Raw genomic sequence first — 25,001 nt, 5'->3', positions numbered from 1 at the left:
GCCCACCCGCACCACCAGGTCGGCGCGCCCGCGCGAGGCCTGCACCAGCGCCGCGTTCGGGTCGTCGACGGCGGCCACCCAGGCCGCCGCGTCGGCGGGCGCCTTCCCGAACGCCACGTGCCGGGCGAGCAGGCGCTCCCGGCGCAGCACCGGGTCGACGTCGCAGAACCAGGTGGCGTCGAGCAGGCCGGGCACCGCGCGCCAGCCGGGGGCGTCGAGGAGCAGGTAGTTGCCCTCGGTGAGCACCACCCGCGCCGCGCGCGACACCGGGATCGACCCGGCCACCGGCTGCTCGAGGTCGCGCTCGAACGCCGGCGCGTACACGACGTCCTCGTCGCGGGCCCGCAGGCGCCGCAGCAGCGCGACGTAGCCGCCGACGTCGAAGGTGTCGGGGGCGCCCTTGCGGCCCGCGCGGCCGAGCCGGGCCAGCTCGACGTCGGCCAGGTGGAAGCCGTCCATCGGGACGTGCGCGACGGCGTCGGGACCGTGCGCGGCGGCCAGCGCGGTGAGCAGGCCGGTGACCAGCGTCGACTTGCCCGCGCCGGGGCACCCGGCCACGCCGACCAGCACCCGGTCGCCCGGGAGGTCGCAGATCCGGGCCACCAGGTCGGGCAGGGTGTGACTCACCGGACGCGCACCGCGAGCAGGACGATGTCGTCGTCGGTGTCGGCGACGCTGTCGCGGACCAGGTGGTCGCAGAACTCCCCGAGCGGGCGGCCGGCGTGCGCCCGGACCAGGTCGAGCAGGTCGGCGGCGGCACGGTCGTCGGGGTCGCGGCGGCGCTCGACGAGGCCGTCGGTGTACAGCAGCAGGGTGCTGCCCGGCGGCAGCACCACCTCGGAGTCGCGCCGCGGGCTGTCCGGCGCCACACCCAGCACGACCCCGACCTCGCCGCGCAGGAACTCCGGCTCCCCCGCGGCCGCCACCAGCACCGGCTGCGGGTGCCCGGCGTTGGACCAGCGGAACACCACCTCGCCTGTGGCCCGCCGCGCGACGTGGCCGTGCACGAGCGTCGTGAAGTGGGTGACGCCCAGCCGGGTGGCGACGCGGTCGAGCGCGGTGACCGCCGCCGACGGGGGCCGGTCGACGTCGGCGAGGGCCCGCAGCATGCTGCGCAGCTGGCCCATCGCCGCCGCGGCCGGGAGGTCGTGGCCCGCGACGTCGCCGACCCCGACCGCGAGGTCGCCGCCGGGCAGCGGGAACGCGTCGAACCAGTCGCCGCCCACCGCGAGGCCGACGGCGGCGGGCAGGTACCGCGCCTCGATCTCCAGCCCCGGCACCGACGGCGGCTCGGTGAGCATCGCGCTCTGCAGCGCCACCGCCACCTGCCGGCTCTGCTGGAACGCCGTCGCCCGCTCGACCGCCGCGGACGCGCGCGTGCCCAGCTCACCGGCCAGGCCGAGGTCGTCCTCGGTGTAGGGGGGCCGGTCACCGACGCCCATGAACAGCAGCACGGCGACGACCACCCCGCCGGAGAGCACCGGGGCCACCAGCACCGAGTGGGCGTCGATACCGATCCCCCACCGCGCCATCTCCGGTGTCGGCCGCCAGTCGGCGGCGTCGATGGTGGGGACCGCGGACAGCACGGGGGCGGCCTCCCGGACGCAGCGGGCGATCGGGTGCGCCGGGCCGAACACGAACCGCACGTCGCCCATCGGCGACTCGGGCAGGCCGGGCGCGGTGCGGGTCACCGAGCGCCGTCCGGTGATGCCGGTGCCCCCCGTGCGGGGCGGGTCGACGAGGTAGACGCGGCAGATGTCGGCGAAGTCGGGCACCACCGCGCCGGCCAGCGCGTCGAGCTCGCCCTCGGTGTCGGTGACGCTGTTCATCGCCAGGGTCGCCCGCGCGAGCAGGTCGAGGCGGTCGCGGGCGCGGACCGCGTCGTCGATGTCGGTCTCGGTGCCGACCCACTGCGCGACCCGGCCGTCGGTCCGCACCGGGACGGCGCGGCTGCGGAACCAGCGGTAGCCGCCCTCGGCGGTGCGCAGCCGGTAGTCCAGGGAGAACACCCCGGCCGACTCCGCGGCCACCGCCCGCTCCCACGACGTGCGCCAGGTGGCGCGGTGCGTGGGGTGCACGGCGTCGAGGAACCCCCAGCCGCGCATCTGGGCGACGCTCTGCCCGGTGATCGCGCGCAGCCCGGGGGCGTCGCGCCGGGCGCTGCCGTCGACCTCGCGCACCCACACCGCGGCGCTGGTGGCCTCGATGAGGCTCTGGTAGCGGTTCAGCGCGTGCGCGCGCTGCGCCGCGACCCGCGCGAGCTCGCGGCGGTTCCGCTCCGAGGAGGTCACGTCGACGAGCACGACCCCGCACCCGAGCACCTGCCCGTCCGGTGCGTGCACCGGGTACATGCTCATCCGCCACTCCTGCGGCGGCCCCGCCCCGTGCCAGAGCCGGCCCCGGATCGGCACGGCCGACCGGGCCCGCCCGTCGGCGAGCACGCCGCGCAGGCCGTCGGCGATCGTGGCCCCGACGGCGCCGTGCACCTCCTCCAGCGTGCGGCCCAGCCGCTGGTCGACGGTGCCCCCGTCGATGTCGAGGACGGCCCCGTTGACCCGGCGGTAGCGCAGCGCGGTGTCGAAGTAGGCGAGCCCCACGGGCGCGCTCTCCCACAGCGCGTCGAGCAGGGCGAACGCCTCGTCGCCCGCGCGGGTGTCCACGACGTCCTGCAGCACCCCGACCACCGTGATCCCCGGCAGCGACACCGGGACGGCCCGGAAGTACAGCGTCGGGCCGGTGTCGCCGAGCACCGGGACCCGGCCGGCGAAGGGCCGGCCGGCGCGCAGCTCGTCGACGATCCGGTGCAGCGTGGGGTCGTCCAGCGGCGCGTCGGCGAGGCGGCTGCCCAGCACCCGCTCGCGCGCCCGTCCCGTCAGGCGCTCGGCGTGGGCGTTCCACACGACCAGGGCGTCGTCGGCGTCGATCGCGAAGACGCCGATCGGCAGGTGGTCCACGACCCCGGCCGGGACGTCGTCGGGGCGTTCCACGTGACGGATCGTAGGTGGCGCGCGGCCCGTCCGGGCAGCGGACATCCGTCCCGCCGGGCCCGGCGGCCGCTACGGTCGGACGGGTGAGCGCACCCGTCGAACGCCTGCGCGCCCTGTGCCTGGCCCTGCCCGCCGTCACCGAGCGGATCAGCCACGGCGAGCCGACGTGGTTCGTGCAGCCGGGCCGGACCGGCAAGGTGTTCGTCTCGCTGGCCGACCACCACCACGACGACCGGCTCGGCTTCTGGTGCGCCGCGCCGCCCGGCGTGCAGGAGGAGCTGGTGGCCGCGGAGCCCGGCCGCTTCTTCCGGCCGCCCTACGTGGGCGGTCGCGGCTGGCTGGGGGTGTGGCTCGACGTCGGGGCCGGCCCGGACGGGCTCGACTGGGCCGAGATCGCCGAGATCGTCACCGACGCCTACCTGGTGGTCGCGCCGCGGCGGCTTGCCGACGAGGTGCGGGCGCGCACCGGCGGCACCGGCGGCGGCTAGGTTCGACGCGTGTCCGATCTCCCCACCCTCGCGGTGCCCGGCGGGCGCGTCGAGGTCGACGACGTCCCCGGCCGCGACGACCGCGCGCCGCTGCTGTTCCTGCACGAGGGCCTGGGCTCGGTCGCGCTGTGGCGCGGCTGGCACCGGCGGGTCGCCGAGGCCACCGGGCGGCGCACCGTGGCCTACTCCCGGCTTGGCCACGGCTGGTCCGACCCGCCGCCTGCGCCCCGCGCGGTCGACTTCATGCACGAGGAGGCGGCCACCGTGCTGCCCGCGCTGCGCGCCGCGCTGGGCCTGGCGGCCCCGGTGCTGGTCGGGCACAGCGACGGGGCGTCGATCGCGCTGCTGCACGCCGCCGCGCCCTCCTCCGGGGTCGCCGGGACCGTGGTGCTGGCCCCGCACGTGTTCACCGAGGAGTTCGGTCTGGTCGGGGTCCGCGCCGCCCGGGACGCCTACGACCACGGTGACCTGCGCACGCGCATGGCCCGCCGGCACCGCGACCCGGACGCGGCCTTCCGCAACTGGAACGACGTGTGGCTCAGCGACGGCTTCCTCGACTGGGACCTGCGCCCCGACCTGCCCGGCATCACCTGCCCGGTGCTCGCGGTGCAGGGCACCGACGACCCCTACGGCACGCTCGCCCACGTCGAGGCGGTGCGGGACCGCGCGAGCGGACCGGTGGAGCTGCTGGTGCTCGACTGCGGCCACGCCCCGCACCTGGACGCGCCGGAGGCCACCACCGGGGCGGTGCTGGCGTTCCTCGCGACGCTGCCGTAGCCCCGGGCGTGCCGTAGCCCCGGGCCTTCAGGGGGCCGGGACGTCGACCCGCACGGCCAGCAGCGCCGCCTCGCGGGTGTCGCGGCGCTCGTGCTCGGCGAACCCGGGGGCGGTGCACAGGAACAGCGTGCGGCCGTCGGCGCCGCCGAGCGCGCAGGCGTAGACGCCGGTGCCGACCTCGACGGTGTCGACGACCGCCCCCTGCGGCCGCACGCGCAGCGCCCGCTCACCGAGCGCGTCGGCCACCCAGACCGCGCCCTCGACGTCGGCGCACAGCCCGTCGGGCGCCACGGCCAGCGCCCCGAGCACGTCGGGCACCTCGGTGCCGGTCGGGTGGTCGCCGAAGCGGGCCCAGTCGCGGCGGCGGCCCAGCGAGCCGTCGAAGTCGACCGGGAAGCCGCTGATCCGGTTGCCGAGGGTCTCGGCGACGACGAGCTCCCCGTCGACGAACGCGGCACCGTTGGGGAAGCTCAGGTCGGTGGCGGCGACCGTGACCGACCCGTCGGGGTCGACCCGCACCAGCGACGCGGTGCGGACCGGCGCTCCGGACATGAGGTCGAACCCGAAGTTGCCGACGTAGGCGCGCCCGGACTCGTCGACGACCATGTCGTTGAGCAGGCCGGTGGCGTGGTCGGACAGGTCGGCGTGGGTGACCAGCTCGCCGGAGGGCTCGCGGCGCAGCACCCGGTGGTCGCGCATCGACACCACCAGCAGGCGGCCGTCGGGCAGCCGGCCCAGCCCGGAGGGCTGCCCGGGCACCTGCGCCTCGACGCGCACGTCGGAGCCGTCCTCGCGGGCGGACAGGACGCGGTGGGTGTAGAAGTCCGACACCCAGATGCGGTCCTCCCACCAGCGGGGGCTCTCCAGGAACGAGTACTTCTCCAGCACGACCGTCGGCGCAGTGGGCATGGCTCAGAGTGTGGCCGTGTCGTCGGCCGCGCGCAGCACCCGCAGCACGTTGCGCCCGGCCAGCTTCGCCCGGTCCGGCTCGCTCCAGCCGCGGTCGTGCAGGGCGTCGAACAGGGCCGGGTAGCGGGAGACGTCCTCCAGGCCGGTGGGCAGCTCCGGGCAGCCGTCGTAGTCGCCGCCGATGCCGATGTGGTCGACGCCCGCCACCTCGCGGGCGTGGTCGAGGTGGGCCACGACGTCGTCGAGGGTGGCGCGCGGGGCCGGCGGCCCGTCCCAGGTGGCGGCGAAGGCGTCGCGGGCGCGCAGGTCGTCGTGGTCGAGACCGACCCCCGCCATCGCCTCGGCCAGCCGCGCGTCCCACTCCGCGACGGCGGTGGAGACGAACCGGGGCACGAACGTGATCATGGCGGTGCCGCCGCCGGCCGCCAGCGCCGCCAGCACGTCGTCGGGCACGTTGCGCGGGTGGTCGGTGACGGCGCGGCAGGACGAGTGGGTGAACAGCACCGGCGCGCGCGTGGCGTCCAGCGCGTCGCGCATGGTGGCGGCAGCGACGTGCGAGAGGTCGACGATCATGCCGATCCGGTTCATCTCGGCCACCACCTCGCGACCGAACGGCGACAGCCCGCCGCAGGCCGGGACGTCGGTGGCCGAGTCGGCCCAGGCGGTGTTCGCGTTGTGGGTCAGCGTCAGGTAGCGCACGCCCAGGCGGCGCAGCATCCGCAGCACGCCGAGCGACCCGCCGATGCAGTGCCCGCCCTCCGCGCCCAGCAGCGAGGCGATCCGCCCCCCGGCCAGCGCCGCCTCGACGTCGTCGGCGGTCGTCGCCGGCGCCAGGTGCTCCGGGTACCGCGCGACCATGCGGTGCACCAGGTCGATCTGCTCCAGCACCGCGGTGACGGCCGCGTCGCCGGTGAACGAGCACGGTACGTAGACCGACCAGAACTGGGCGGCGACCCGCCCGGCCCGCAGCCGCGGCAGGTCGGTGTGCAGGTGCGGCTGCGGCACGGAGACGTCGGCGTCGCCGGTGCGGCGCCCTGCCCGTTTCCGCAGCGCCCACGGCAGGTCGTTGTGGCCGTCGACGAGGTGCATGGGGCCAGTATGGGAACAACCGGGCGCGACCTACTGTTTGCGCAGTCAACAACCGACACGACACCACCGATCGACCGGGAGGTCCCGATGCCCGCCGTCACCGTCCCCGACATCACCGTCCTGCCCCGGGTCGCCGCGCCGGACGCGACGGCGGTGGAGCGGCCCGTCCGCTCCGTCACCACCGCCCCGACCGGCTTCGAGGGCGAGGGCTTCCCGGTGCGCCGCGCGTTCGCCGGCATCGACCTGCGCGACCTCGACCCGTTCCTGATGATGGACCAGATGGGCGAGGTCGAGTACGCGCCCGGGGAGCCCAAGGGCACCTCCTGGCACCCGCACCGCGGGTTCGAGACCGTGACCTACATCATGGACGGCGAGTTCGAGCACCAGGACAGCCACGGCGGCGGCGGGTCGATCACCAACGGCGACACCCAGTGGATGACCGCGGGCGGCGGACTGCTGCACATCGAGCGCCCGCCGGAGGCGCTGGTCGCCAGCGGCGGGCTGTTCCACGGCCTGCAGCTGTGGGTGAACCTGCCGCGGGCCGACAAGTGGCTCGAGCCCAAGTACCAGGACCTGCGCGGCAGCGAGACCGTGCTGCTCACCACCCCCGACGGCGGCGCGCTGATCCGGCTGATCGCGGGCGACCTGGGCGGGCACACCGGGCCCGGCTCCACCTACACGCCGATGACGATGACGCACACCACCGTCTCCCCCGGCGCCCAGGTGCGGCTGCCGTGGCGGCGCGACTTCAACGCGCTGGTCTACGTGCTGTCCGGGTCCGGGACGGTGGGGGCCGACCGGCGCCCGGTCCGCACCGGGCAGGCGGCGCTCTTCGGCCCCGGCGACGTCGTCTCCTTCGCCGCCGATCCCGCCCAGGAGTCGCGGCTGGCCGGGATGGACGTCGTGATCCTCGGCGGCGCGCCGCTGCGCGAGCCGATCGCCTGGGCGGGCCCGTTCGTGATGAACACCAAGGCCGAGGTCCTGGCGGCGTTCGAGGACTACCAGAAGGGCAAGCTGGGCGTCGTCCCGGCCACCTACGTCCCGCACGGCGGCGCGCGTGGCTGACGCCGAGGTCGTCGACGCGGCCGGGCGCTCGCCGTCCTCCGCCCAGATCTGCACCCGGGGTACGCCGACCCGGTGCCGGCCCCGGACTGTCGGGGCGGCTTCGTAGTCTGGGCCGGTGCTCGCCGTCCACGCCCTCTGGTCCCCCGGACGGGGGATGCTGATCTGGGCGGAGGACGGCGAGCGGCCCGCCACCACCAGCAGCCGGTCGCTGCGCTCGGCCCGGCCGCACCCGTTCGCGGTGCCGTCGGCGGGGCTCGCGGCGCTGCACCCGGGCAAGGCCACCACGGTCACGCTGCTGCTGCCCTCGCGGGCGGGCGGGCCGCTGGCCTCCCCCGAGCTGGTCCGGGCGCGCGACACCTCGCCCCGGGGCGGGCCGGTGCTGCGGCCGTGGTCGGTGCCCGCGCTCGTCGTCGACCCGGCGGAGCTGGAGGACCCGGTCGACGAGGTGCGCTACGGCGCCTCGGTCGCCCACCTGCGGGCGATCGCCGCCACCGCGGCCGACCTGGTGGCCCGCGGCCGCGTCCTGCCCACCCTGCACGGCGACGAGGCCCGCTGGCGGCCGGTGGTGCAGGGGCTCGACGCGGTGGCGCTCGACACGCTGGTCGCGGCGACGCCCCCGGTGGCGCGCGCCGAGCACACCGGCGGCCGCACCGGGTTGACCGGGCCCGACCCCGACGCGCTGGTGGCCGACGCGCTGGCCGTGCTCGTCGACGCCGGGGTGCGCGACCGCCTCGCCCGCGCCCCCGAACCGATCACGATCGCGCCGCCCCGCCGGGCGCGCACTCCCGTCACCGAGACCTGGCTCGCCGCGCTGCTCACCCCCGACGCCCGCGTCGAGGCGGGCGGGCGCGAGCTGGGCGGCCTCGCCGACGACCTGGCGGCGTGGGACGCGTTCGGCACCGCCCCCACCGGGGAGGGCCGGGCGAGCTTCCGGCTGGTCGAGGAACGCACGCTGCACGACCCGGCGGACCCGGGGGACGACCCGGACGACCAGACCGGCGACGGCACGCGCTGGGTGCTGGAGTTCCTGCTGCAGTCCAGCGCCGACCCGAGCCTGCAGGTGCCCGCCGAGCAGGTGTGGGACGGCGCGGCCGCGCGGCTGATCGCGCAGCCCCAGGAGCTGCTGCTCGCGGAGCTGGGCCGCGCCGCGCAGGTGGTCCCGTCGCTCGCCGACGCCCTGCGCTCGGCCCGGCCCGCGCGCCACGAGCTCGATCTCGACGGCGCCCACCGCTTCCTCACCGCCGACGCCGCGCTGCTCGTCGGCGCCGGGTTCGGGGTGCAGCTGCCCGCGGGCTGGGACGGCACCCGCAGCGTCGGGCTCACGCTCAGCGCCCGCAGCACCCCCACCGACGGCGTGATCACCCGCGGCGGGCTGGGCCGCGAGGAGCTGGCCGACTTCGCGTGGTCGCTCGCCGTCGGCGACGAGGAGCTCTCCGAGGAGGAGATCGGCGAGCTGGTGGCGGCGAAGGCGCCGCTGGTGCGGCTGCGCGGGCGCTGGGTCAGCGTCGACGCCGACCGGCTCCGCGCCGGGCTGGAGTTCCTGGCGGCGGCGCGGCGGCGGCGCCGGGCGCCCACGGTGGCCGAGGTGCTCGCCGTCGCCCAGCAGCACCCCGACGACCAGGACGCGCCGCTGCCGGTCGCCGTCCGCACCGACGGCTGGATCGGCGACCTGCTCGCCGGCCGGGCCGAGCAGGCGCTGGCCCCGGTCCCGCCGATCCCCGGGTTCCTCGCCGAGCTGCGCCCCTACCAGCGGCGCGGGGTCTCCTGGCTGGCGTTCCTGGCCCGGCTCGGGCTCGGCGCCTGCCTGGCCGACGACATGGGGCTGGGCAAGACGGTGCAGCTCCTGGCGCTGGAGGCGCACGAACGGCGCGACGGCAGCCCGGGGCCGACGTTGCTGCTGTGCCCGATGTCGCTGGTCGGCACCTGGCAGCGGGAGGCGGCGCGGTTCGCCCCCGGGCTGCGGGTCCACGCCCACCACGGCCCGGGCCGCCCGCACGGGCCGGAGCTGGCCGAGCGGATCGCCGCCTCCGACCTCGTCGTCACCACCTACGCCACCGCCACCCGCGACGTCGGGGAGCTGGAGTCGCACGCGTGGCACCGGCTGGTGCTCGACGAGGCCCAGGCCGTCAAGAACAGCCGGGCCACGCACAGCCACGCGGTGCGCCGGTTCGTCGCCGGGCACCGGGTGGCGCTCACCGGCACGCCGGTGGAGAACCGCCTGTCCGAGCTGTGGTCGGTGATGGACGTCCTCAACCCCGGCCTGCTCGGCACGGCGGAGCGGTTCCGGGCCCGGTACGCGATCCCGGTCGAGCGCAACGGCAGCACCGAGGCCGCCGAGCTGCTGCGCCGCGTCACCCGGCCCTACCTGCTGCGCCGCCTCAAGACCGACCCGGCGATCATCGACGACCTGCCCGAGAAGATCGAGATCACCCAGCACTACCGGCTCACCCGCGAGCAGGCCTCGCTCTACCGCACGGTCGTCGACGACATGATGGAGAAGATCGAGGACAGCCAGGGCATCGAGCGGCGCGGCAACGTCCTCGCGGCGATGACCAAGCTCAAGCAGGTCTGCAACCACCCCGCCCAGCTGCTGCACGACGGCTCCGCGGTGGGGCGGCGCTCCGGCAAGATCATCCGGTTGGAGGAGATCCTCGGCGAGATCCTCGACGAGGGCGACCGCGTGCTGTGCTTCACCCAGTTCACCGAGTTCGGGCACCTGCTCGTGCCGCACCTGAGCGCCCGCTTCGACACCGACGTCGCCTACCTGCACGGGGGCACGCCCAAGAAGCGCCGCGACGAGATGGTCGCCCGCTTCCAGGCGGGTGAAGGCCCGCCGGTCCTGCTGCTCTCGCTCAAGGCGGGCGGCACCGGGCTCACCCTCACCGCGGCCAACCACGTGGTGCACCTCGACCGCTGGTGGAACCCGGCGGTGGAGGACCAGGCCACCGACCGCGCGTTCCGGATCGGGCAGAAGCGCAACGTCCAGGTGCGCAAGTTCGTCTGCCCGGGCACCGTCGAGGAGCGCGTCGACGAGATGATCACGAAGAAGAAGGCGCTGTCGGAGATGGTCGTCGGCGACGGGGAGGGATGGCTCACCGAGCTGTCCACCGAGTCGCTGCGCGAGGTGTTCGCCCTGGGCAGCGAGGCGCTGGAGGACGTCGATGGCTGAGGGTCCCGATCCCTTCTGGTGGCGCGACGGGGAGCACTCGGGTCCCCGCCGCGTCGAGGGCGGCATCCAGATCCGCAACACCCGCGGGAAGGTGTCGCGGACGTGGTGGTCGGGCCGGTTCCTCGCGGTGGTGGAGTCGCTCGGGGTGGGCGGGCGGCTCTCGCGCGGGAGGTCCTACGCCCGGGCCGGGCAGATCGTCTCCCTCGACGTCGACGCGGGCGGCGCGCTCGCCCGGGTGCAGGGCAGCAGGCCGCAGCCCTACCGGGCGCGGATCGGGGTGCCCGCCTACGGCAAGGCCGAGTGGACCCAGGTGCTCGACGCGCTGGCCGCCGACGCCTCCTACGCCGCGGCGCTGCTGGCCGGGGAGATGCCGCGCGGCATCGAGGACGTGTTCGACCGCGCGGGCCTGAGCCTGTTCCCGGCCACCGCCCGCGACCTGGTGATGGACTGCAGCTGCCCCGACCACGCGGTGCCCTGCAAGCACCTCGCCGCGGTGTTCTACGTGCTCGCGGAGCGTTTCGACGACGACCCGTTCCAGATCCTCGCGCTGCGCGGGCGCGACCGGGAGACCCTGCTCGAGGACCTGCGCGCCCGCCGGGGCGCCCCGGCCGCGCCGCGGGGCGTGCCGCTCACCGAGCTGCTCGACTCCTGGTTCGTCGCCGGTCCGGGGCTCGGCACCCCGATCGCGGGCCCGCGCATCCCGTCCGACGCCCTGCTCGACCAGGTGCCGGAGTTCCCGGTGGCCGTGCGCGGCGCGCCGGTCACGGAGCTGCTGCGCCCGGCGTATCAGGCGCTGGCCGGGCCCGACGCCGGCTGACCCAGTCGGCCCGTCCGGCGCGCCCGCCGCTCGAACCACAGCGTGGCCAGCGGCGGCACGCTCGCCGCCAGCGCGACCACCAGCGTGCGCAGGTCCCAGCGGAACACCCGCGCGGCCATCAGCGCGACCACCAGGTAGGCGACGAACAGCGCCCCGTGGATCGGCCCGAACACGGTGACGCCGATGTCGTCGCCCACCGGTCCGTACTTGACGGCCATCCCGACCAGCAGCCCGGCCCACGAGCAGGCCTCGGCGATCGACACCACGCGGAAGACCCGGGCGGCCAGGGGCGGGGACAGGACCGGAGCGGACACGCCACCACTGTGCCCGACCTTCTACAGGCTGTCGAAGCCGGGGTGGCCGACGGCGGGCTACCGTCGCAGGGTGCCCGCCGCGCTGCCGTCGTCGAAGGTCCGCATCGGCCTGGGGTCGGTGCCCCACGACGACCTCGGCGGGTACGTCGACGCCTGCGAGGAGGCGGGCGTCGACTCGGTCTGGCTGCCCGACTTCCCCTCGGCCGACGACGTCGACCCGCTGGTCGGCCTGGCGTACGCGGCCGGGCGCACGCAGCGGCTCAAGCTCGGCACCGGCGTGCTGGTGCTGCCGGGCCGCAACCCGATGCTGGTGGCCGCGCAGCTCGCGTCGCTGGCCGCGCTGGCGCCGCGGCGCGTCCTGCCGACGTTCGGCGTCCGCCCGGTCGGGCGCCGCGACCGCGGGCTCTACCCGGTCCCCGGCGACCGGGCCGCGCTGTTCGACGAGGCGCTGGTCGTGCTGCGGCGGCTGCTGTCCGAGCCGTCGGTCACCCACCACGGCGAGTTCTTCCACCTCGACGACGCCACGGTCGGCCCCCGGCCCGCCCGCCCGCTCGACCTGTGGCTGGGCGGGCAGGCCCCCGCCGCGCTGCGCCGGATCGGGCGCCTCGCCGACGGGTGGCTGGGCGCCGCGGTGACCCCGGCGGAGGCGGAGCGGTGCCGGGCCGGGATCGAGCGCGCCGCCGCCGACGCGGGCCGCGCGATCGACGACGACCACTACGGCACCAACCTCACCCTGCTCCCGCCCGGCACCTCCGACGCCGACCGCGCCGCCGTGCTGGCCCGGACCGCGCAGCGGCGCCCCGACGTCGACCCGGCCCTGCTCGTCGCCGACGGCTGGGCCGCGGCCCGGGACCAGGTGCGGGCGTTCGTCGGCGTCGGGGTCACCAAGTTCGTGGTGCGTCCGCTCGCGCCGGTGGCGTCCTGGCGCGGGTTCGTCGACCAGTTCGTCGCCGAGCTGGGACCGGAGCAGACCTGATCAGCCGCGGTCGGCGTCGAGCAGCCGGGCCGCCCGGACCGTCACGGGGTCGGGCGCGGCCCACGCCGCGCCGGGCGCCGAGCGCACCCACTGCACCCCGCGCAGCGCGTTGAGCAGGAACATCCCGTCCGCGCCCGCCAGCTCGGCCAGGCCGGGGGCGCGCAGGTCGTAGGGCAGGCCGGCGGCGTCGAGGACGTCGAGCAGGGCGCGGCGGGCGGTGCCGGGCAGGATCCGCCCGTCCAGGGGCGGGGTGGTGACCCGCCCGTCGAGCACCACCGCGACGCAGGACCGGGTCGACTCCAGCAGGAGCCCGCGGTCGTCGACGAGCAGCGCGGCGACGCCGGGGGGCAGCCCGGCCTCGACGTCGGCGACCCACCGGCGGTCGGCGAACTTGTGCCGCGGGGCGCCCGCGGGCCCGAGCCGGTGCACGACCAGGTCGACGCCCGGCTGCGCGCACAGGGGCACCGGCTCGAACGGGGCGGCGGTCACGTGCAGCCGGCCGTCCGGGTCGGCGTCGACGCGGACCCGCGCGGTGCCCGGGCACCGGTGCGCGGTGACGGCGGCGGCCACGTCGGCCCCGAGCGGGCGGCCGTAGCACTCGGTGAAGGAGGACTCCAGCCGCCGGACGTGCTCGGCGAGGCGCCGCGGGCGGCCGTCGAGGACCAGTACGGTCTCGAACAGGCCCTCGGCCGGGTCGGCGAGCGGGCTGTCCCCCGGCCCGCCGGGCCACGGCGCGGCGCCCAGCACGGTGAGCACCGGGGCGGCCTTGGTGGCGCACTCGGCCCACTCCTGGACCGGCGTCGAGTCGACGGTGACCCCGCCCCCGACGCCCAGCCGCGCCGCGCCGCCCGGCCCGACCTCCAGGGTCCGGATGGCCACCGACAGCTCGACGCCCGCGAGCGGGCTCAGGTAGCCCATCGCCCCGGTGAGCAGCCCCCGCGGCCCGGTCTCCAGCTCCGTGATCAGCTCCACCGCCCGGATCTTGGGGGTGCCGGTGACCGAGCCGGGCGGGAACGTGGCGGCGAGCAGGGCCGTGTCGTTCCGGGCTGCGTCGTCGCGCTCCAGGGTGCCGCGCACCGTCGACACCAGGTGCCAGACGCCGGGGTGCGGCTCGATCTCCAGCAGCCGCGGCACCGTGACGTCCGAGCAGACGCGCGCCAGGTCGTTGCGCATCAGGTCGACGATCATGACGTTCTCCGCGGCGTCCTTGGCCGACCCGGCCAGGCGCGCCCGCTCCGCGTCGTCGGCGGGTCCGCCGGTACGCGGGCGCGTGCCCTTGATCGGCGCGGTCTCGACGGTCCGGCCGCGGCGGCGCAGGAACAGCTCCGGGCTCGCGCCGACCGCCGTCAGCACCGGGTCGGCGACGAGCGCGGCGCGGGCCGGGGCGTACGCCTCGACCAGCCGGGCCCACGCGTCGTGCGGGGAGCCGTGCAGCCGGCCCTCGACGTGGCAGGCGATGTTGGCCTGGTAGATCTCCCCGCGCCGGATCGCCTGCCCGCACCGCTCGACGGCGACGACGTGCGCGGCGGCGTCGGGGTACGCCGTCACCTCCAGCCGCGCCGGGGCGAGCGTCGCCGGGCGTCGCAGGTCGGCGGCCAGGTCCGCGGCGCGGCGCCGGGCCGCCGCGGCGTCGAACCCGCCGCCGAGCAGCGCCTCGTACCACCAGCGGGTGCCGTCGGTGCGCAGCACGTCACGGTGGAAGGCCCAGGAGTCGTCGCCGGTGAACGTGCGGTATCCGAACCAGCCCCCGCCCACGGCGTCCGGCCACGCCGGGTCGGGCTCCACCTCCGGCAGGGCCGGGAACCCGGACGCGGCGACGGGATCGCAGGTCAGCAGCCCGCCGGTCGACCAGTCACCGGCCCACGCGGTGACCCGCCCGCGGTGGGCCAGCCGCCGCGCGGCCTCGCCGACGCGCAGATCCGGCAGGTCGAGCGGGACGACGTACAGCCGCGCCCGTCCGGTTCCCGTCACCGCCCGGTCCCCGTCACCGCCCGATCATCGCCGATCACCCGATGCGGCGGTCCGCCCCCTGCCACGCGGTGTCGCGCAGGACGAACTTCTGGATCTTGCCGGTGGAGGTCTTCGGCAGCTCCCCGAACGTCACCGACCTCGGCGCCTTGAACCGCGCCAGCCGCTCCCGCACGTGGTCGATGATCTCCTGCTCGGTCGCGCTCGCGCCCTCCTGCAGCGTGACGTAGGCGGCGGCCACCTCGCCCCACCGCTCGTCCGGCACGGCGATCACGGCCACCTCCAGCACGGCGGGATGGTCGGCGATGGCCTGCTCCACCTCCACCGAGGCGATGTTCTCGCCGCCGGAGATGATCACGTCCTTGGAGCGGTCGCGCAGCTCCACGTACCCGTCGGGATGGATGACGCCGAGGTCACCGGTGCGGAACCAGCCGTCCGGGACCGCGGCGGTGGTGGCCTCGGCGTCGATCCCCCCGGCGTCGTCGAGGTAGCCGAGCATCACATTGTTGCCGCGCAGGGCGATCTCCCCGACCGACTCCCCGTCGCGCGGGACGTCCGCGCCGTCGTCGGTCACGACCCGCACCGCACACGAGATCATGTTCCCGACGCCCTGGCGCGCCTTGAGCGTGGCCTGCTCGCCGCCGTCGAGGGTGTTCCACTCGGGCCGCCAGTCGCAGATCATCACCGGCCCGAACGTCTCGGTGAGGCCGTAGAGGTGCGTGACGTCGAAGCCGAGCTCACCCATCCGGCGCAGGATCGCCGGGCTCGGCGGCGCGCCGCCGGTGGCCACCCGCACCGGCGGGCCGTCCAGCGGCGACGCCTCCGTCGCGTACGCCAGCATCGAGAGCACCGTCGGCGCGCCGTTGAGGTGCGTCACGCCCTCCTCACGGATCAGCCGCCACACCTCGGTCGGATCGACCTTCGGCAGGCAGACGTGCGTGCCGCCCGCCGCGGTGACCGCCCACGGGAAGCACCAGCCGTTGCAGTGGAACATCGGCAGCGTCCACAGGTGCACCGCGCTCGGCGTCAGCCCGGTGTGCCCGACCATCGCCAGCGCCTGCAGGTAGGCACCGCGGTGGTGGTACATCACGCCCTTGGGCCTGCCCGTGGTCCCCGACGTGTAGTTGATCGAGAGCAGCCCGCGCTCGTCGTCGACGGCGTGCGCGGTGGGCGTCGCGCCGTCGAGCAGCGCCTCGTACTCCTCGCCGGCCCGGACCCGCTGCGGCGGGACCTCCATCGTGGCGAGCGCCTCGTCCACCAGGTCGTCGAACACCGGATCGTGCACCAGCACCGACACCCGCGCGTGCCCCAGGATGTAGGCCACCTCGCCCGCCGAGAGCCGCGTGTTGACCGCCACCAGCGGCACCCCCGCCCACGGCACCCCGAAGTGGGCCTCCAGCAGCACGTGCGTGTTCGGCGCGAGCACCGCCACCGGCCGACCGTCCGCGAGCGGGACCAGCGCGCCCGCCAGCCGCCGGCAGCGCTCGTGCAGCTCGGTGTAGGTGATGCGGCGCTCCCCGTCGACGACGGCGGTGCGGTCGCCGTGCGCCGCCGCCGCGCGGTCGAGGAAGGACACCGGGGACAGGGGCTCGAAAGAGTGCTCCACCACCGTGAACCTAGTGTGCCCCCGGGCGCCGGAGCAGGTCGTGGATCCGGGCGGCCAGCCAGGCCTCGATCCGCGCGTCGTCCCAGCCGCGCGCCGCGAGCCGGGCGTACTGGTCGGGCGCCATGTAGAGCCAGAGCTCGTCGATCGCGGCGTCGAGGTCGAAGCCCTCGGGGGGCGGGCGTTTGGCCGCGAGCGCCGTCATCCATATCCGCGCGCCGGTCAGCCGCTGCGCCTCGCTGGCCGCCCACAGCGCACGCGGGCCCTCCTCCCCCGCCGCGGCCGCCCCCCGCAGCACCTCGTCGACCCCCGCGTAGCGCCGCGCCACACCGGTCATCGCGGCGGCGGCCAGCGCGACCGCGCGGTCCTGGTCGGGCTCGGCGCGCATCGCCTCGGCCGTGGGCCGCTCGCTCAGCGCGACCGGCTCGTCGTCACCGGCCATCGCGACGTCGCGCACCACCTTGAGCAGCTCCTGCTTGTTGCCCACCGCGGTGAACACCGTCGGCTTGCTCACCCCGGCCCGGGTCGCGATCTGCTCGACGGTGGTGGCGCCGTAGCCCTGCGCCAGGAACAGCTCGCGGGCCGCCGCGAGCACGGCGGCGCGGGTCGTGTCCGCCTGGGCACGGCGCAGCGGCGAGGAGTACCCGCGACGCGGGGTGTTGACGTCGGCCACGTCGGGAGCCTACCGTTCCGGTATTCGTTAGACGCTGAGTATCCGAAAAGGGAGGCGCCGTGTTCCGACAGGTGGTGGCCCACCGCTGGGCCGAGGGCACGACCGACGAGGACCGCGAGCGGTTCCGCGAGGCGATGGACGGCCTGCGCGCGATCCCGGAGCTCGCCGCGCTGCGCTACGGCGACGACGCGGCGCACTTCGCGGGCAACCACGACTTCGTGGCGGTGCTCGACTTCCCCGACCTCGCCGCCGCCCGCCGCTACGTCGAGGCCGAGCCGCACCGCCGGTTCGTCGCCGAGCACGCGCGCCGCGTCGTCGACGCCCGGATCGTCGTGCAGCACGACTGGGCCGACGGCGGGCCGAGCGGCCTGCACCACGTCAAGATCCCGGTGGGCGACGTCGGGCGCAGCCGTGACTGGTACGTCCGCGTGCTGGGGTTCCGCGAGGAGGTGGAGTTCCACGAGGACGGCGTGCTGCGCGGGGTCGGGCTGCACCACCGCGACGCCGACCTGCGGGTCGCGCTGCGCGGTGACCCCGGGCGCGCCCGCGCGCTGGCCGGGTTCGACTGCCTCTGCCTCGCCGTCGGCACCCGCGACGACCTCGACGTGCTGCTGGGCCGGGTGCGCGCGGCGGGCGCCGAGACCACCGAGCCCCGCCCCGGCCACCGCGGCTGGGCCGCCGACGTCGTGGACCCCGACGGGTATCTCGTCCGCGTCCACACGCTCCTCTGAGGATGGACGCCATGACGACCGGACCCGGCCACACGCACGGCCGCAGCTGCTACTGGGACCACCTGCGCTGCGCGTGGGTCTGCCCGCCGACCCCCGCGCGCTGAGCACCTGTGGCAGCGTGCGGGGCATGGCATGGGACTTCTCCACCGAACCGGAGTTCGAGGCACAGCTGGAGTGGATGCGGGGTTTCGTCCGCGACGAGATCATCCCGCTGGAGACGCTCGACCTCGACCGCGCGGCCTTCGACCGGATCACCGCCCCGCTCAAGGACCGGGTCAGGGAGCGCGGGCTGTGGGCCGCGCACCTGCCCCCCGAGCTGGGCGGCGGCGGGTTCGGGCAGGTCCGGCTGGGCCTGATGCACGAGATCCTCGGGCAGTGCCGCTACGCCCCGGGGGTCTTCGGCAACCAGGCCCCCGACTCGGGCAACGCCGAGCTGCTGGCCATCGGCGGGTCACCCGAGCAGCAGGAGCGCTGGATGCACCCGCTGCTGCGCGGCGAGCTGCGCAGCTGCTTCTCGATGACCGAGCCGGGCGCGGGCGCCGACCCGACGCTGCTGACCACCCGCGCGGTGCTGGACGGCGACGAGTACGTGATCGACGGCCACAAGTGGTTCAGCTCCAACGCCTCGGTGGCCGACTTCCTCATCGTCATGTGCGTGACGGACCCGGACGTCTCGCCGTACCGGGGCAGCTCGATGATCATCGTGCCCACCGACACGCCCGGGGTGGACATCGTCCGGGACATCCCGGTCATGGACCACCCCACCCACTCCCCCGAGCTCTACGGCGGACACGCCGAGGTGCTCTACAGGGGCGTCCGGGTGCCGCGGGAGAACCTGGTCGGCAACCCCGGCGACGGGTTCCGGCTCGCCCAGCAGCGGCTCGGGCCGGGACGGATCCACCACGCCATGCGCTGGCTCGGGCAGTCCAGGCGGGCCTTCGACATGCTCTGCGAGCGCGCCGTCAGCCGGCACACCCACGGCTCGGTGCTCGCCGACAAGCAGATGGTGCAGGACTGGGTGGCCACCAGCGCGGCCGAGATGCAGGCCGCCCGGCTGCTCACGCTGCACGCCGCGTGGACGATGGACCGGGTCGGGGCGTCGAACGCGCGCCTGGAGATCGGGATGATCAAGTACTGGGGCGCGAAGGTGCTGCACGACGTCATCGACCGGGCGATCCAGGTGCACGGCTCGCTCGGCTTCTCCGGCGACCTCCCGCTGGAGGAGATGTACCGCGCCGCCCGCGCCGCCCGCATCTACGACGGCCCCGACGAGGTGCACAAGGCCACCGTCGCCCGGCGCATCCTGCGCGGCTACACCCCGGTGGAGGTCCCCACCGAGCACGTGCCGACCCGCGCCGCGGCCGCCCGCGACCGGTTCGCCGAGTACCTGGTCGGTGCGACGGCCGACCTCTAGCGGGCCTTCGCCCCCGCCTGCGCGGCCCGGTCGCGCAGGCGGGTGCGGATCTCGTCGGGGGTGTAGGCCCGGCGCTGCCGCTCCGCGCGGGCGGTGACCACGCCCGTCGCCGCGACCCCGGCCAGCCCGGCGAGTCCGATCAGCTTCCACCAGCGCATCTCGCTACCGTACCGCCGTGCCTTCGACCCTGATCACCCTCGACCGGGCCTGTGAGCTCGCCCGGACCGGAGACATCTGGGTGTTCCGCGGGAGCAGCGGCGCCGACCGCGCGATCCGCGGGCTCACCAACTCCCCGGTCAACCACGTGGGCATGGCCGTGGTCGTCGACGACCTGCCGCCGATGATGTTCCACGCGGAGCTGGGCCGCTCGCTGCTGGACCTGTGGACCGGCGAGCACCAGCGGGGCGTGCAGCTGCACGACATGCGCGACGCCGTCCTGCAGTGGGGGCACCGCTACGGGCAGCGCGGGTGGCTGCGCCAGCTGGAGGGTCCGGTCGGCCGGGACCAGGAGGACGGCGCGCTGCGCGCGGTGGCCCGCCTCGACGGCACCCCCTTCCCGTCGACGGCCCGGCTCACCGGGCGCTGGCTGTGGGGCCGGGCCCCGCAGCCGCCGTGGCGACGCTCCGCCGACGACCCGGAACCGGCCGGGCTGGAGACCGCCTACTGCGCCGAGGTCGTGGCACTGGCGTACGAGGAGATGGGCCTGCTCCCCCGCGGCCGGCGCCCGAACTGGTACGACCCCGGCCGCTTCTGGAGCGGGGACGACCTCGAGCTCACCCCCGGGTTCCGGCTCGGCGGCGAGATCGAGGTGGCGTTGCCGCACGCGGCCGGGACGGCGCCGGTGCCGCTGGAGACCGCCCCGCGGCGGTCCGCCCGGGAACGGCTCGCCGGCTGGTTCCGGCCCGCTCAGGGGGAGACCGACTCGCGGTAGGCGCGCACCATCTCGGTCGCGTCGCCGAGGAAGCGCCGGGCGGCGGCGAGCTCGGCGGCGTCGTAACCGCCGAGCATCTCGTCCATCCGCTCCCCCAGCGGGCCGAAGAACGCCGAGCCGACCTGCTCGGCCGCGGCGCCGTGGTGCAGCGTCACGCGGCGGCGGTCGCGGGCGTCGCGCGACCGGCGCACGTGGTCGGCGCGTTCCAGCCGGTCGACGACGGCCGTCGTGGCCCCGGAGGACAGCCCCAGCTGCCGGCCGAGGAGCCCCGGCGTGAGCGGCTCGCCCGACCGGTCGGCCTGCATCACCGCGAGCAGCGCCGCGAGATCGGTGGAGTGCAGCCCGTGGCGGTCGGCGAACACCTGGCTCAGGCGCAGCGCCTCGGCCGCGTAGGCCTGCAACAGATGCACCAACTGGTCCCGGTCACCGTCCACGATCCGACGATAGCAGGCATCTCGACGGTCGAGAGACCTCATTCCGGCACCCGAAGGGGGGAATTGTCGACGATTCCGCCGGGGCCGTCCGGCCCTCCCACGCGGAACCGCGACCCCTCGTCGACAATACGATGGTGCATCGTTTATCGTCATCCACAACAATGCGGCACTCCCGAGAAAGGCACGTGCGTGGCGAAGCACACAACGGTGACCCTGATCGACGACATCGACGGTTCCGAGGCCGACGAGCAGGTCGACTTCGCGATCGACGGCAAGTCCTACGAGATCGACCTCTCCAGTGCCAATAGTTCGCGTTTGCGCGAGGCCCTCGCCCCGTTCGTTTCCGCGGCCCGCCGCGCCGGCGGTCGCCGCAGCTCAGGAGGGTCGGCCACCGCGACGGCCACCCGGCCGAGCACCGACCGTGAGCAGAACCAGGCGATTCGGGAATGGGCCGTGGCCCAGGGCATGAAGATCTCCGAGCGCGGCCGTATCCCGTCCAACGTTCTCGAGGCCTACCACCAGAACCACTGATCCGTCCGGGACGGCCGCGTCCGGAGGACGGTTCCTCCCGGCCGCGGCCGCGACGGCGGGTATCGGTGTCCGGTAGGGGCGGGATCCGGCCGGTAACCGATCTCCGTCGCCCGCCGACCGATCCCCGTCACGATTTCGCCACGCTCACCCGCGCCGCGCGTACGCCCGCCGCCCGGTCGCCGACGCCACCGCGATCGGCAGCGCCGCGGCCGCGGCGACACCGAACACCAGCGGGTACGCACCGGCCTCGGCCGGGCCCGCGAACAGCGACGTACCCGCCGCGCTGCCCAGGAACAGCGAGGCCGCGAACAGCGCCACCGCCGACGCCCGCTGCCCGGGCACGACCTCGGTGACCCACGCCTGCAGCGTGGAGTGCAGGAACGCCCACGCCCCGCCGACCAGTACGCCCGCGACGGCGATCGTCACCAGGTTCACCGCCACCGCGGGCACCGCCCAGGCGGCGACCAGGAACGCGCCGCCGATCGCGGCGAGCCCGGCCGGGCTCACCCGCCCGACGAGCCGGCGCACCAGCCGCGACCAGGCCAGCGCACCGAGCCCGTAGCCGGCGGCCAGGAACCCGGCGACGGTGGCGCTGGTGCCGAGCGACTGCGCGGCGGGCGCGAGGAAGGTCAGCACACCCAGCACCACGACCCCCTCGCTGAACGCCAGCACCAGCACCGCCACCGCCCAGGGCGAGCGCACCACGCCGAGCAGCGACCCCCACGGGGTGTCACCGGTGGGGGCCCGGTCGGGCTCGGGCAGCCGGGCGAGGGCGAACCACAGCGCCACCGCGGCCGCCGCGGTCACCCCGGGCACGACCCGCCAGCCGACGAGGTCGGCGAGCAGCCCGGCCCCCGCGGTCGCCGCCGCCACCCCGAGCGAGGACGCCGCGAGGACGTCGGAGAGCGGGCGCTGGCGGACGTCGGCGGGCCAGGCGTCGCCGACGTAGACCAGGGTCGTCGGGATCAGCGCGGCGAAGCAGCCGCCCGCGACGGCCCGGGTGACGCCCAGGACCAGCAGGTCCGGCGCCAGCACCGAGCCCACGCCGCCGAGCGCGGCCCCGACCAGCGCGATCCGCATCACCCGGACCCGCCCGATCCGGTCGCTGACGATGCCCCACACCGGCTGCATCAGCCCGTAGGTGAGGAAGTAGGCGCTGGCGACGGCGGCCACCGCGGCCAGCGGCGCCCCCAGGTCCAGGGAGATGACGACGAGCAGCGGCGCGATGGCGAACCGGTCGCAGGTGCTGGTCAGGGCGGCGGCCTGGAGCAGGCGCAGCCGGGTGTCCGGGACGGTGGTCACCTGCCGACCCTCCCCCACCGCGTTACGGTGAGTCGCATGCGGGGGCTGATCGTGGGGGCTGCGGCCGTGCTCGTCGTACTGGCCGGCTGCGGCGCGCCGCCGGGTCCGGCCGGCCTCGACGGGGTCTGGCAGGGCCGCATCGACGTGCCGGGCTCCCCGTTGGACATCCAGGTCACCTTCGACGGCACGGGCGGCGGCGTCGACATCCCTGCCCAGGGCATCACCGCACTCCCGGTGCGCGACGTGCGGGTCGAGGGCACCCGCGTGAGCTTCGCGCTGCCCGACGCCCCCGGCGGGGCCGCCTTCACCGGCACCCTGTCGGGCGAGACGATCGCCGGCGACTACACCCAGGGCGCCGCCCCGCCCATCCCGTTCACGCTGGCCCGGGGCGAGCTCGCGGCCCCCGCCCGCCCCCAGGAGCCGCGGCCGCCGTTCCCCTACCGCGCCGACGACGTGACCGTCGAGAGCGGAGACGTCACGCTCGCCGGCACGCTGACCCGTCCCGAGGGCCCCGGGCCGTTCCCGGCCGTCGTCCTGATCACCGGGAGCGGGGCCCAGGACCGCGACGAGACCCTGTCGGGACACAAACCGTTCCTGCTGCTGGCCGACACCCTGACCCGCGCCGGGTTCGCCGTGCTGCGCACCGACGACCGCGGCGTCGGCGGGTCCGGCGGTGCCCCCTCCGGCACCGCCTACGACGTGCTGGCCGACGACGCGCTCGCCGCCGCGGCGTTCCTGCGCGGCACCGAGGGCGTCGACCCGGCCCGCGTCGGGCTGTTCGGGCACAGCGAGGGCGGCTACCTGGCGCCGCTGGCCGCGTCCCGGGGCGAGGTCGCCTTCGTGGTGTCCATGGCCGGTCCCGCCGTGCCCGGCGAGGACGTCCTGATCCTGCAGAACCGGCTGCTGCGCGAACAGGCCGGCGCGCCCTCCGCCGACACCGAGGCCTACCTGGCGTTCCTGGACCGGTTCGTCGACCTCCTGCGGGCGGGCGACGTCGACGCGGCCCGGGAGCTGTCGCGGGACGAGGTCGTCGGGCAGCTCGCGACCCTGCCCGAGTCGCAGCGGCCCGGCCCCGAGCAGGTCGAGGCGATCGTGGCGTCCACGCTCGACCTGGCCCCGTTCCTGCTCCACGACCCGGCCCCCTCGCTGGCGGCGCTCGACGTCCCGGTGTTCGCGTTCTTCGGGGAGCGCGACCTGCAGGTGCCGCCGTCGCAGAGCGAGGGCCCGATGCGGGAGCTGCTGGCGGGCAACCCGGACGCCACGGTCACGACCTTCCCCGGGCTCAACCACCTCATGCAGCCCTCCGCCACCGGCGCGATCGGCGAGTACGGCGCCATCGAGACGACGATCGCGCCCGAGGTGCTCGACGCCGTCACCGGCTGGCTCACCGCGCGGTTCACGTGAGCGACCTCGATCCCGAGGAGTTCCGGCGGCTCGGGTACGCCGTCGTCGACTGGGTCGCCGCGTACCGAGCGGGGCTCGGCGGGCAGCCGGTGCGGCCGCCGGTGGAGCCGGGCAGCGTCCGCGACCGGATGCCCGCCCTGCCGGAGTCCCCGCAACCGCTGCCCGCCCTGCTCGGGGAGCTGGACCGCACCGTCGTCCCGGCCGTCACCCACTGGCAGCACCCCGGGTTCTTCGGCTACTTCCCGGCCAACGCCTCCCTGCACTCGGTGCTGGGCGACCTGCTCTCGGGCGGGCTGGGCGTGCAGGGGATGTTGTGGTCGACCTCGCCCGCGGCCACCGAGGTGGAGCAGTCCCTGCTCGACGGGCTCGCCGGCGCGCTCGGCCTCGATCCCGCGTTCACCTGGGCCGGCGGCGGGGGCGGCACGATCGCCGACTCCGCGTCCTCGGCGGCGCTCGTCGCCCTGCTCGCGGCGCTGCACCGCGGCTCGGGCGGGGCGTGGCGGGAGACCGGCGTCGACGGAACCGAGCGCGTCTACGTCACCGCGGAGACGCACTCCTCGCTGGCCAAGGCCGTCCGGGTGGCCGGGCTCGGCGCGCGGGCCCTGCGGATCGTGCCGCCGGCACCGGGCACGCTCGCGATGTCCGCCGACGCGCTGGCCGACATGCTGGCCGCCGACGTCGCCGCGGGGCTGCGTCCCGTACTGGTCTGCCCGACGGTGGGCACCACCGGCACCGGGGCGGTCGACCCGGTCCGGGCGGTCGCGGTGGCCGCCGCGCCGCACGGGGTGTGGGTGCACGTCGACGCCGCGTGGGCGGGCGTCGCGGGGCTGTGCCCCGAACACCGCGGCCTGCTCGACGGCGTGGAGTTCGCCGACTCCTTCTGCACCGACGCGCACAAGTGGCTGATGACGGCGTTCGACGCCTCCCTGCTGTGGGTGCGCGACGCCGCCGCCCTCCCCGCCGCGCTGTCGATCACCCCGGAGTACCTGCGCGACAGCGCCACCGACTCCGGCGCGGTGGTCGACTACCGCGACTGGCAGGTGCCGCTGGGCCGCCGCTTCCGCGCGCTGAAGCTGTGGGCGGTGGTCCACGGCTTCGGCCTGGAGGGGCTGCGGGCGCACCTGCGCGCGCACGTGGCGCTGGCCGCGGAGCTGGAGTCCCGGGTCGTCGCCGAGCCCGGGTTCGTCCTCGCCGCGCCCCGCTCGCTGTCGCTGGTCTGCCTGCGGCTGGCCGCGGGTGACGGCCCGACCCGCGCGCTGCTCGAGCGCGTCAACGCCTCGGGGACCGCCCTGCTCACGCACACCGTCGTCGACGGCCGCTACGTGATCCGCGTGGCGATCGGATCCGTGGCGACGCAGCGGGAGCACGTCGACGCGCTGTGGGACGCCCTGCGGACGGGCCGACCCGACGGACCCTGAG

The 25,001-nt window shown here is 76.0% G+C and carries 23 protein-coding genes; 12 read left to right on the top strand and 11 right to left on the bottom strand.

Annotation, left to right across the window (positions count from 1 at the left end; genetic code table 11):
* Together PHY01_RS12495 and PHY01_RS12490 are read right to left on the bottom strand one after the other, a co-directional pair.
* The coding region (locus tag PHY01_RS12495; protein WP_218030128.1) for a nucleoside/nucleotide kinase family protein at positions 1–627 on the bottom strand (627 nt) is incomplete at its 3' end.
* Positions 624–2,987 carry a SpoIIE family protein phosphatase gene (locus PHY01_RS12490; protein ID WP_170183782.1) on the bottom strand — a complete coding sequence of 788 codons (2,364 nt, stop codon included), beginning with the start codon at positions 2,985–2,987 and terminating at the stop codon, positions 624–626. The genes PHY01_RS12495 and PHY01_RS12490, both read right to left, overlap by 4 nt.
* 83 nt (positions 2,988–3,070) lie before the next feature.
* On the opposite strand from PHY01_RS12490, the gene PHY01_RS12485 reads away from it, so the two are divergent.
* Both PHY01_RS12485 and PHY01_RS12480 read left to right on the top strand, forming a co-directional pair.
* Entirely contained in the window at positions 3,071–3,475 is a 405-nt protein-coding gene (locus tag PHY01_RS12485; protein ID WP_141278753.1) for an MmcQ/YjbR family DNA-binding protein, read from the top strand.
* Between the two features lie 9 nt (positions 3,476–3,484).
* Positions 3,485–4,252 (top strand): alpha/beta fold hydrolase, encoded by a 768-nt coding sequence (locus tag PHY01_RS12480; RefSeq protein WP_141278752.1) that lies wholly within the window; start codon positions 3,485–3,487, stop codon positions 4,250–4,252.
* Positions 4,253–4,279: 27 nt separating this feature from the next.
* Here the strand turns inward: PHY01_RS12480 and PHY01_RS12475 are convergent, their stop codons facing one another.
* Together PHY01_RS12475 and PHY01_RS12470 are read right to left on the bottom strand one after the other, a co-directional pair.
* Positions 4,280–5,161, bottom strand: coding sequence for an SMP-30/gluconolactonase/LRE family protein (locus tag PHY01_RS12475; protein WP_141278751.1), 882 nt, complete (start codon positions 5,159–5,161; stop codon positions 4,280–4,282).
* A gap of 3 nt (positions 5,162–5,164) precedes the next feature.
* The gene (locus PHY01_RS12470; protein ID WP_141278750.1) at positions 5,165–6,250 is read right to left on the bottom strand and encodes a dipeptidase; all 1,086 of its coding nucleotides are present in this window, start codon (positions 6,248–6,250) and stop codon (positions 5,165–5,167) included.
* A gap of 87 nt (positions 6,251–6,337) precedes the next feature.
* Here PHY01_RS12470 and PHY01_RS12465 point away from each other — a divergent pair, with 87 nt between their 5' ends.
* From PHY01_RS12465 to PHY01_RS12455, 3 genes are all read left to right on the top strand, one after another.
* Positions 6,338–7,315, top strand: a complete 978-nt coding sequence (locus tag PHY01_RS12465; protein ID WP_141278749.1) for a pirin family protein — start codon at positions 6,338–6,340, stop codon at positions 7,313–7,315.
* A 154-nt stretch (positions 7,316–7,469) separates the two neighbouring features.
* Positions 7,470–10,484, top strand: a complete 3,015-nt coding sequence (locus PHY01_RS12460) for a DEAD/DEAH box helicase (RefSeq protein ID WP_370467430.1) — start codon at positions 7,470–7,472, stop codon at positions 10,482–10,484.
* Positions 10,477–11,301 carry an SWIM zinc finger family protein gene (locus tag PHY01_RS12455; protein WP_141278747.1) on the top strand — a complete coding sequence of 275 codons (825 nt, stop codon included), beginning with the start codon at positions 10,477–10,479 and terminating at the stop codon, positions 11,299–11,301. The genes PHY01_RS12460 and PHY01_RS12455 overlap by 8 nt, the downstream gene beginning before the upstream one ends.
* Here the strand turns inward: PHY01_RS12455 and PHY01_RS12450 are convergent.
* Positions 11,271–11,615, bottom strand: a complete 345-nt coding sequence (locus PHY01_RS12450; RefSeq protein WP_218030127.1) for a DUF3817 domain-containing protein — start codon at positions 11,613–11,615, stop codon at positions 11,271–11,273. The genes PHY01_RS12455 and PHY01_RS12450 overlap by 31 nt on opposite strands.
* A 70-nt stretch (positions 11,616–11,685) precedes the next feature.
* On the opposite strand from PHY01_RS12450, the gene PHY01_RS12445 reads away from it, so the two are divergent.
* Positions 11,686–12,591 carry a TIGR03854 family LLM class F420-dependent oxidoreductase gene (locus PHY01_RS12445; protein ID WP_246085861.1) on the top strand — a complete coding sequence of 302 codons (906 nt, stop codon included), beginning with the start codon at positions 11,686–11,688 and terminating at the stop codon, positions 12,589–12,591.
* Here PHY01_RS12445 and PHY01_RS26460 read toward each other — a convergent pair whose 3' ends face one another.
* The 3 genes from PHY01_RS26460 to PHY01_RS12430 are packed head-to-tail and all read right to left on the bottom strand — an operon-like array spanning position 12,592 to position 16,835.
* Positions 12,592–14,562, bottom strand: coding sequence for a bifunctional chorismate-binding protein/class IV aminotransferase (locus PHY01_RS26460; protein ID WP_170183781.1), 1,971 nt, complete (start codon positions 14,560–14,562; stop codon positions 12,592–12,594).
* 34 nt (positions 14,563–14,596) lie between these two features.
* Positions 14,597–16,168, bottom strand: a complete 1,572-nt coding sequence (locus tag PHY01_RS12435) for an acyl--CoA ligase family protein (protein ID WP_141278746.1) — start codon at positions 16,166–16,168, stop codon at positions 14,597–14,599.
* 7 nt (positions 16,169–16,175) lie between these two features.
* Positions 16,176–16,835: a TetR/AcrR family transcriptional regulator gene (locus PHY01_RS12430; RefSeq protein WP_141278745.1), complete on the bottom strand. Its 660-nt coding sequence runs from the start codon at positions 16,833–16,835 to the stop codon at positions 16,176–16,178.
* A gap of 59 nt (positions 16,836–16,894) precedes the next feature.
* Between PHY01_RS12430 and PHY01_RS12425 the strand changes: the two genes are divergently transcribed.
* Both PHY01_RS12425 and PHY01_RS12420 read left to right on the top strand, forming a co-directional pair.
* The gene (locus PHY01_RS12425; RefSeq protein ID WP_141278744.1) at positions 16,895–17,566 is read left to right on the top strand and encodes a VOC family protein; all 672 of its coding nucleotides are present in this window, start codon (positions 16,895–16,897) and stop codon (positions 17,564–17,566) included.
* Between the two features lie 127 nt (positions 17,567–17,693).
* Positions 17,694–18,980, top strand: coding sequence for an acyl-CoA dehydrogenase family protein (locus PHY01_RS12420; RefSeq protein WP_141278743.1), 1,287 nt, complete (start codon positions 17,694–17,696; stop codon positions 18,978–18,980).
* Here PHY01_RS12420 and PHY01_RS26455 read toward each other — a convergent pair.
* Positions 18,977–19,138: a hypothetical protein gene (locus tag PHY01_RS26455; protein ID WP_170183780.1), complete on the bottom strand. Its 162-nt coding sequence runs from the start codon at positions 19,136–19,138 to the stop codon at positions 18,977–18,979. The two genes, PHY01_RS12420 and PHY01_RS26455, sit on opposite strands and share 4 nt — an antisense overlap.
* 17 nt (positions 19,139–19,155) lie before the next feature.
* On the opposite strand from PHY01_RS26455, the gene PHY01_RS12415 reads away from it, so the two are divergent.
* Positions 19,156–19,911 carry a hypothetical protein gene (locus PHY01_RS12415; protein WP_246085860.1) on the top strand — a complete coding sequence of 252 codons (756 nt, stop codon included), beginning with the start codon at positions 19,156–19,158 and terminating at the stop codon, positions 19,909–19,911.
* Here the strand turns inward: PHY01_RS12415 and PHY01_RS12410 are convergent.
* Positions 19,887–20,345 (bottom strand): MarR family winged helix-turn-helix transcriptional regulator, encoded by a 459-nt coding sequence (locus PHY01_RS12410; protein WP_246085859.1) that lies wholly within the window; start codon positions 20,343–20,345, stop codon positions 19,887–19,889. The genes PHY01_RS12415 and PHY01_RS12410 overlap by 25 nt on opposite strands.
* A gap of 189 nt (positions 20,346–20,534) precedes the next feature.
* Between PHY01_RS12410 and PHY01_RS12405 the strand changes: the two genes are divergently transcribed.
* A complete protein-coding gene (locus PHY01_RS12405; protein WP_141278741.1) occupies positions 20,535–20,876 on the top strand; it encodes a histone-like nucleoid-structuring protein Lsr2 in 342 nt (113 codons plus the stop codon).
* Positions 20,877–21,020: 144 nt separating this feature from the next.
* Here the strand turns inward: PHY01_RS12405 and PHY01_RS12400 are convergent, their stop codons facing one another.
* Entirely contained in the window at positions 21,021–22,178 is a 1,158-nt protein-coding gene (locus tag PHY01_RS12400; RefSeq protein ID WP_246085858.1) for an MFS transporter, read from the bottom strand.
* Positions 22,179–22,214: 36 nt separating this feature from the next.
* On the opposite strand from PHY01_RS12400, the gene PHY01_RS12395 reads away from it, so the two are divergent.
* Positions 22,215–23,582 carry an alpha/beta hydrolase family protein gene (locus PHY01_RS12395; protein WP_141278739.1) on the top strand — a complete coding sequence of 456 codons (1,368 nt, stop codon included), beginning with the start codon at positions 22,215–22,217 and terminating at the stop codon, positions 23,580–23,582.
* Entirely contained in the window at positions 23,579–25,000 is a 1,422-nt protein-coding gene (locus PHY01_RS12390; protein WP_141278738.1) for a pyridoxal-dependent decarboxylase, read from the top strand. Before PHY01_RS12395 ends, PHY01_RS12390 begins: the two co-directional genes overlap by 4 nt.
* Position 25,001: the final 1 nt, after the last annotated feature.

This window comes from Pseudonocardia hydrocarbonoxydans (assembly GCF_006539565.1).
Classification (GTDB): Bacteria; Actinomycetota; Actinomycetes; order Mycobacteriales; family Pseudonocardiaceae; genus Pseudonocardia; species Pseudonocardia hydrocarbonoxydans.
This window is presented reverse-complemented; position numbering and strand designations above follow the sequence as displayed.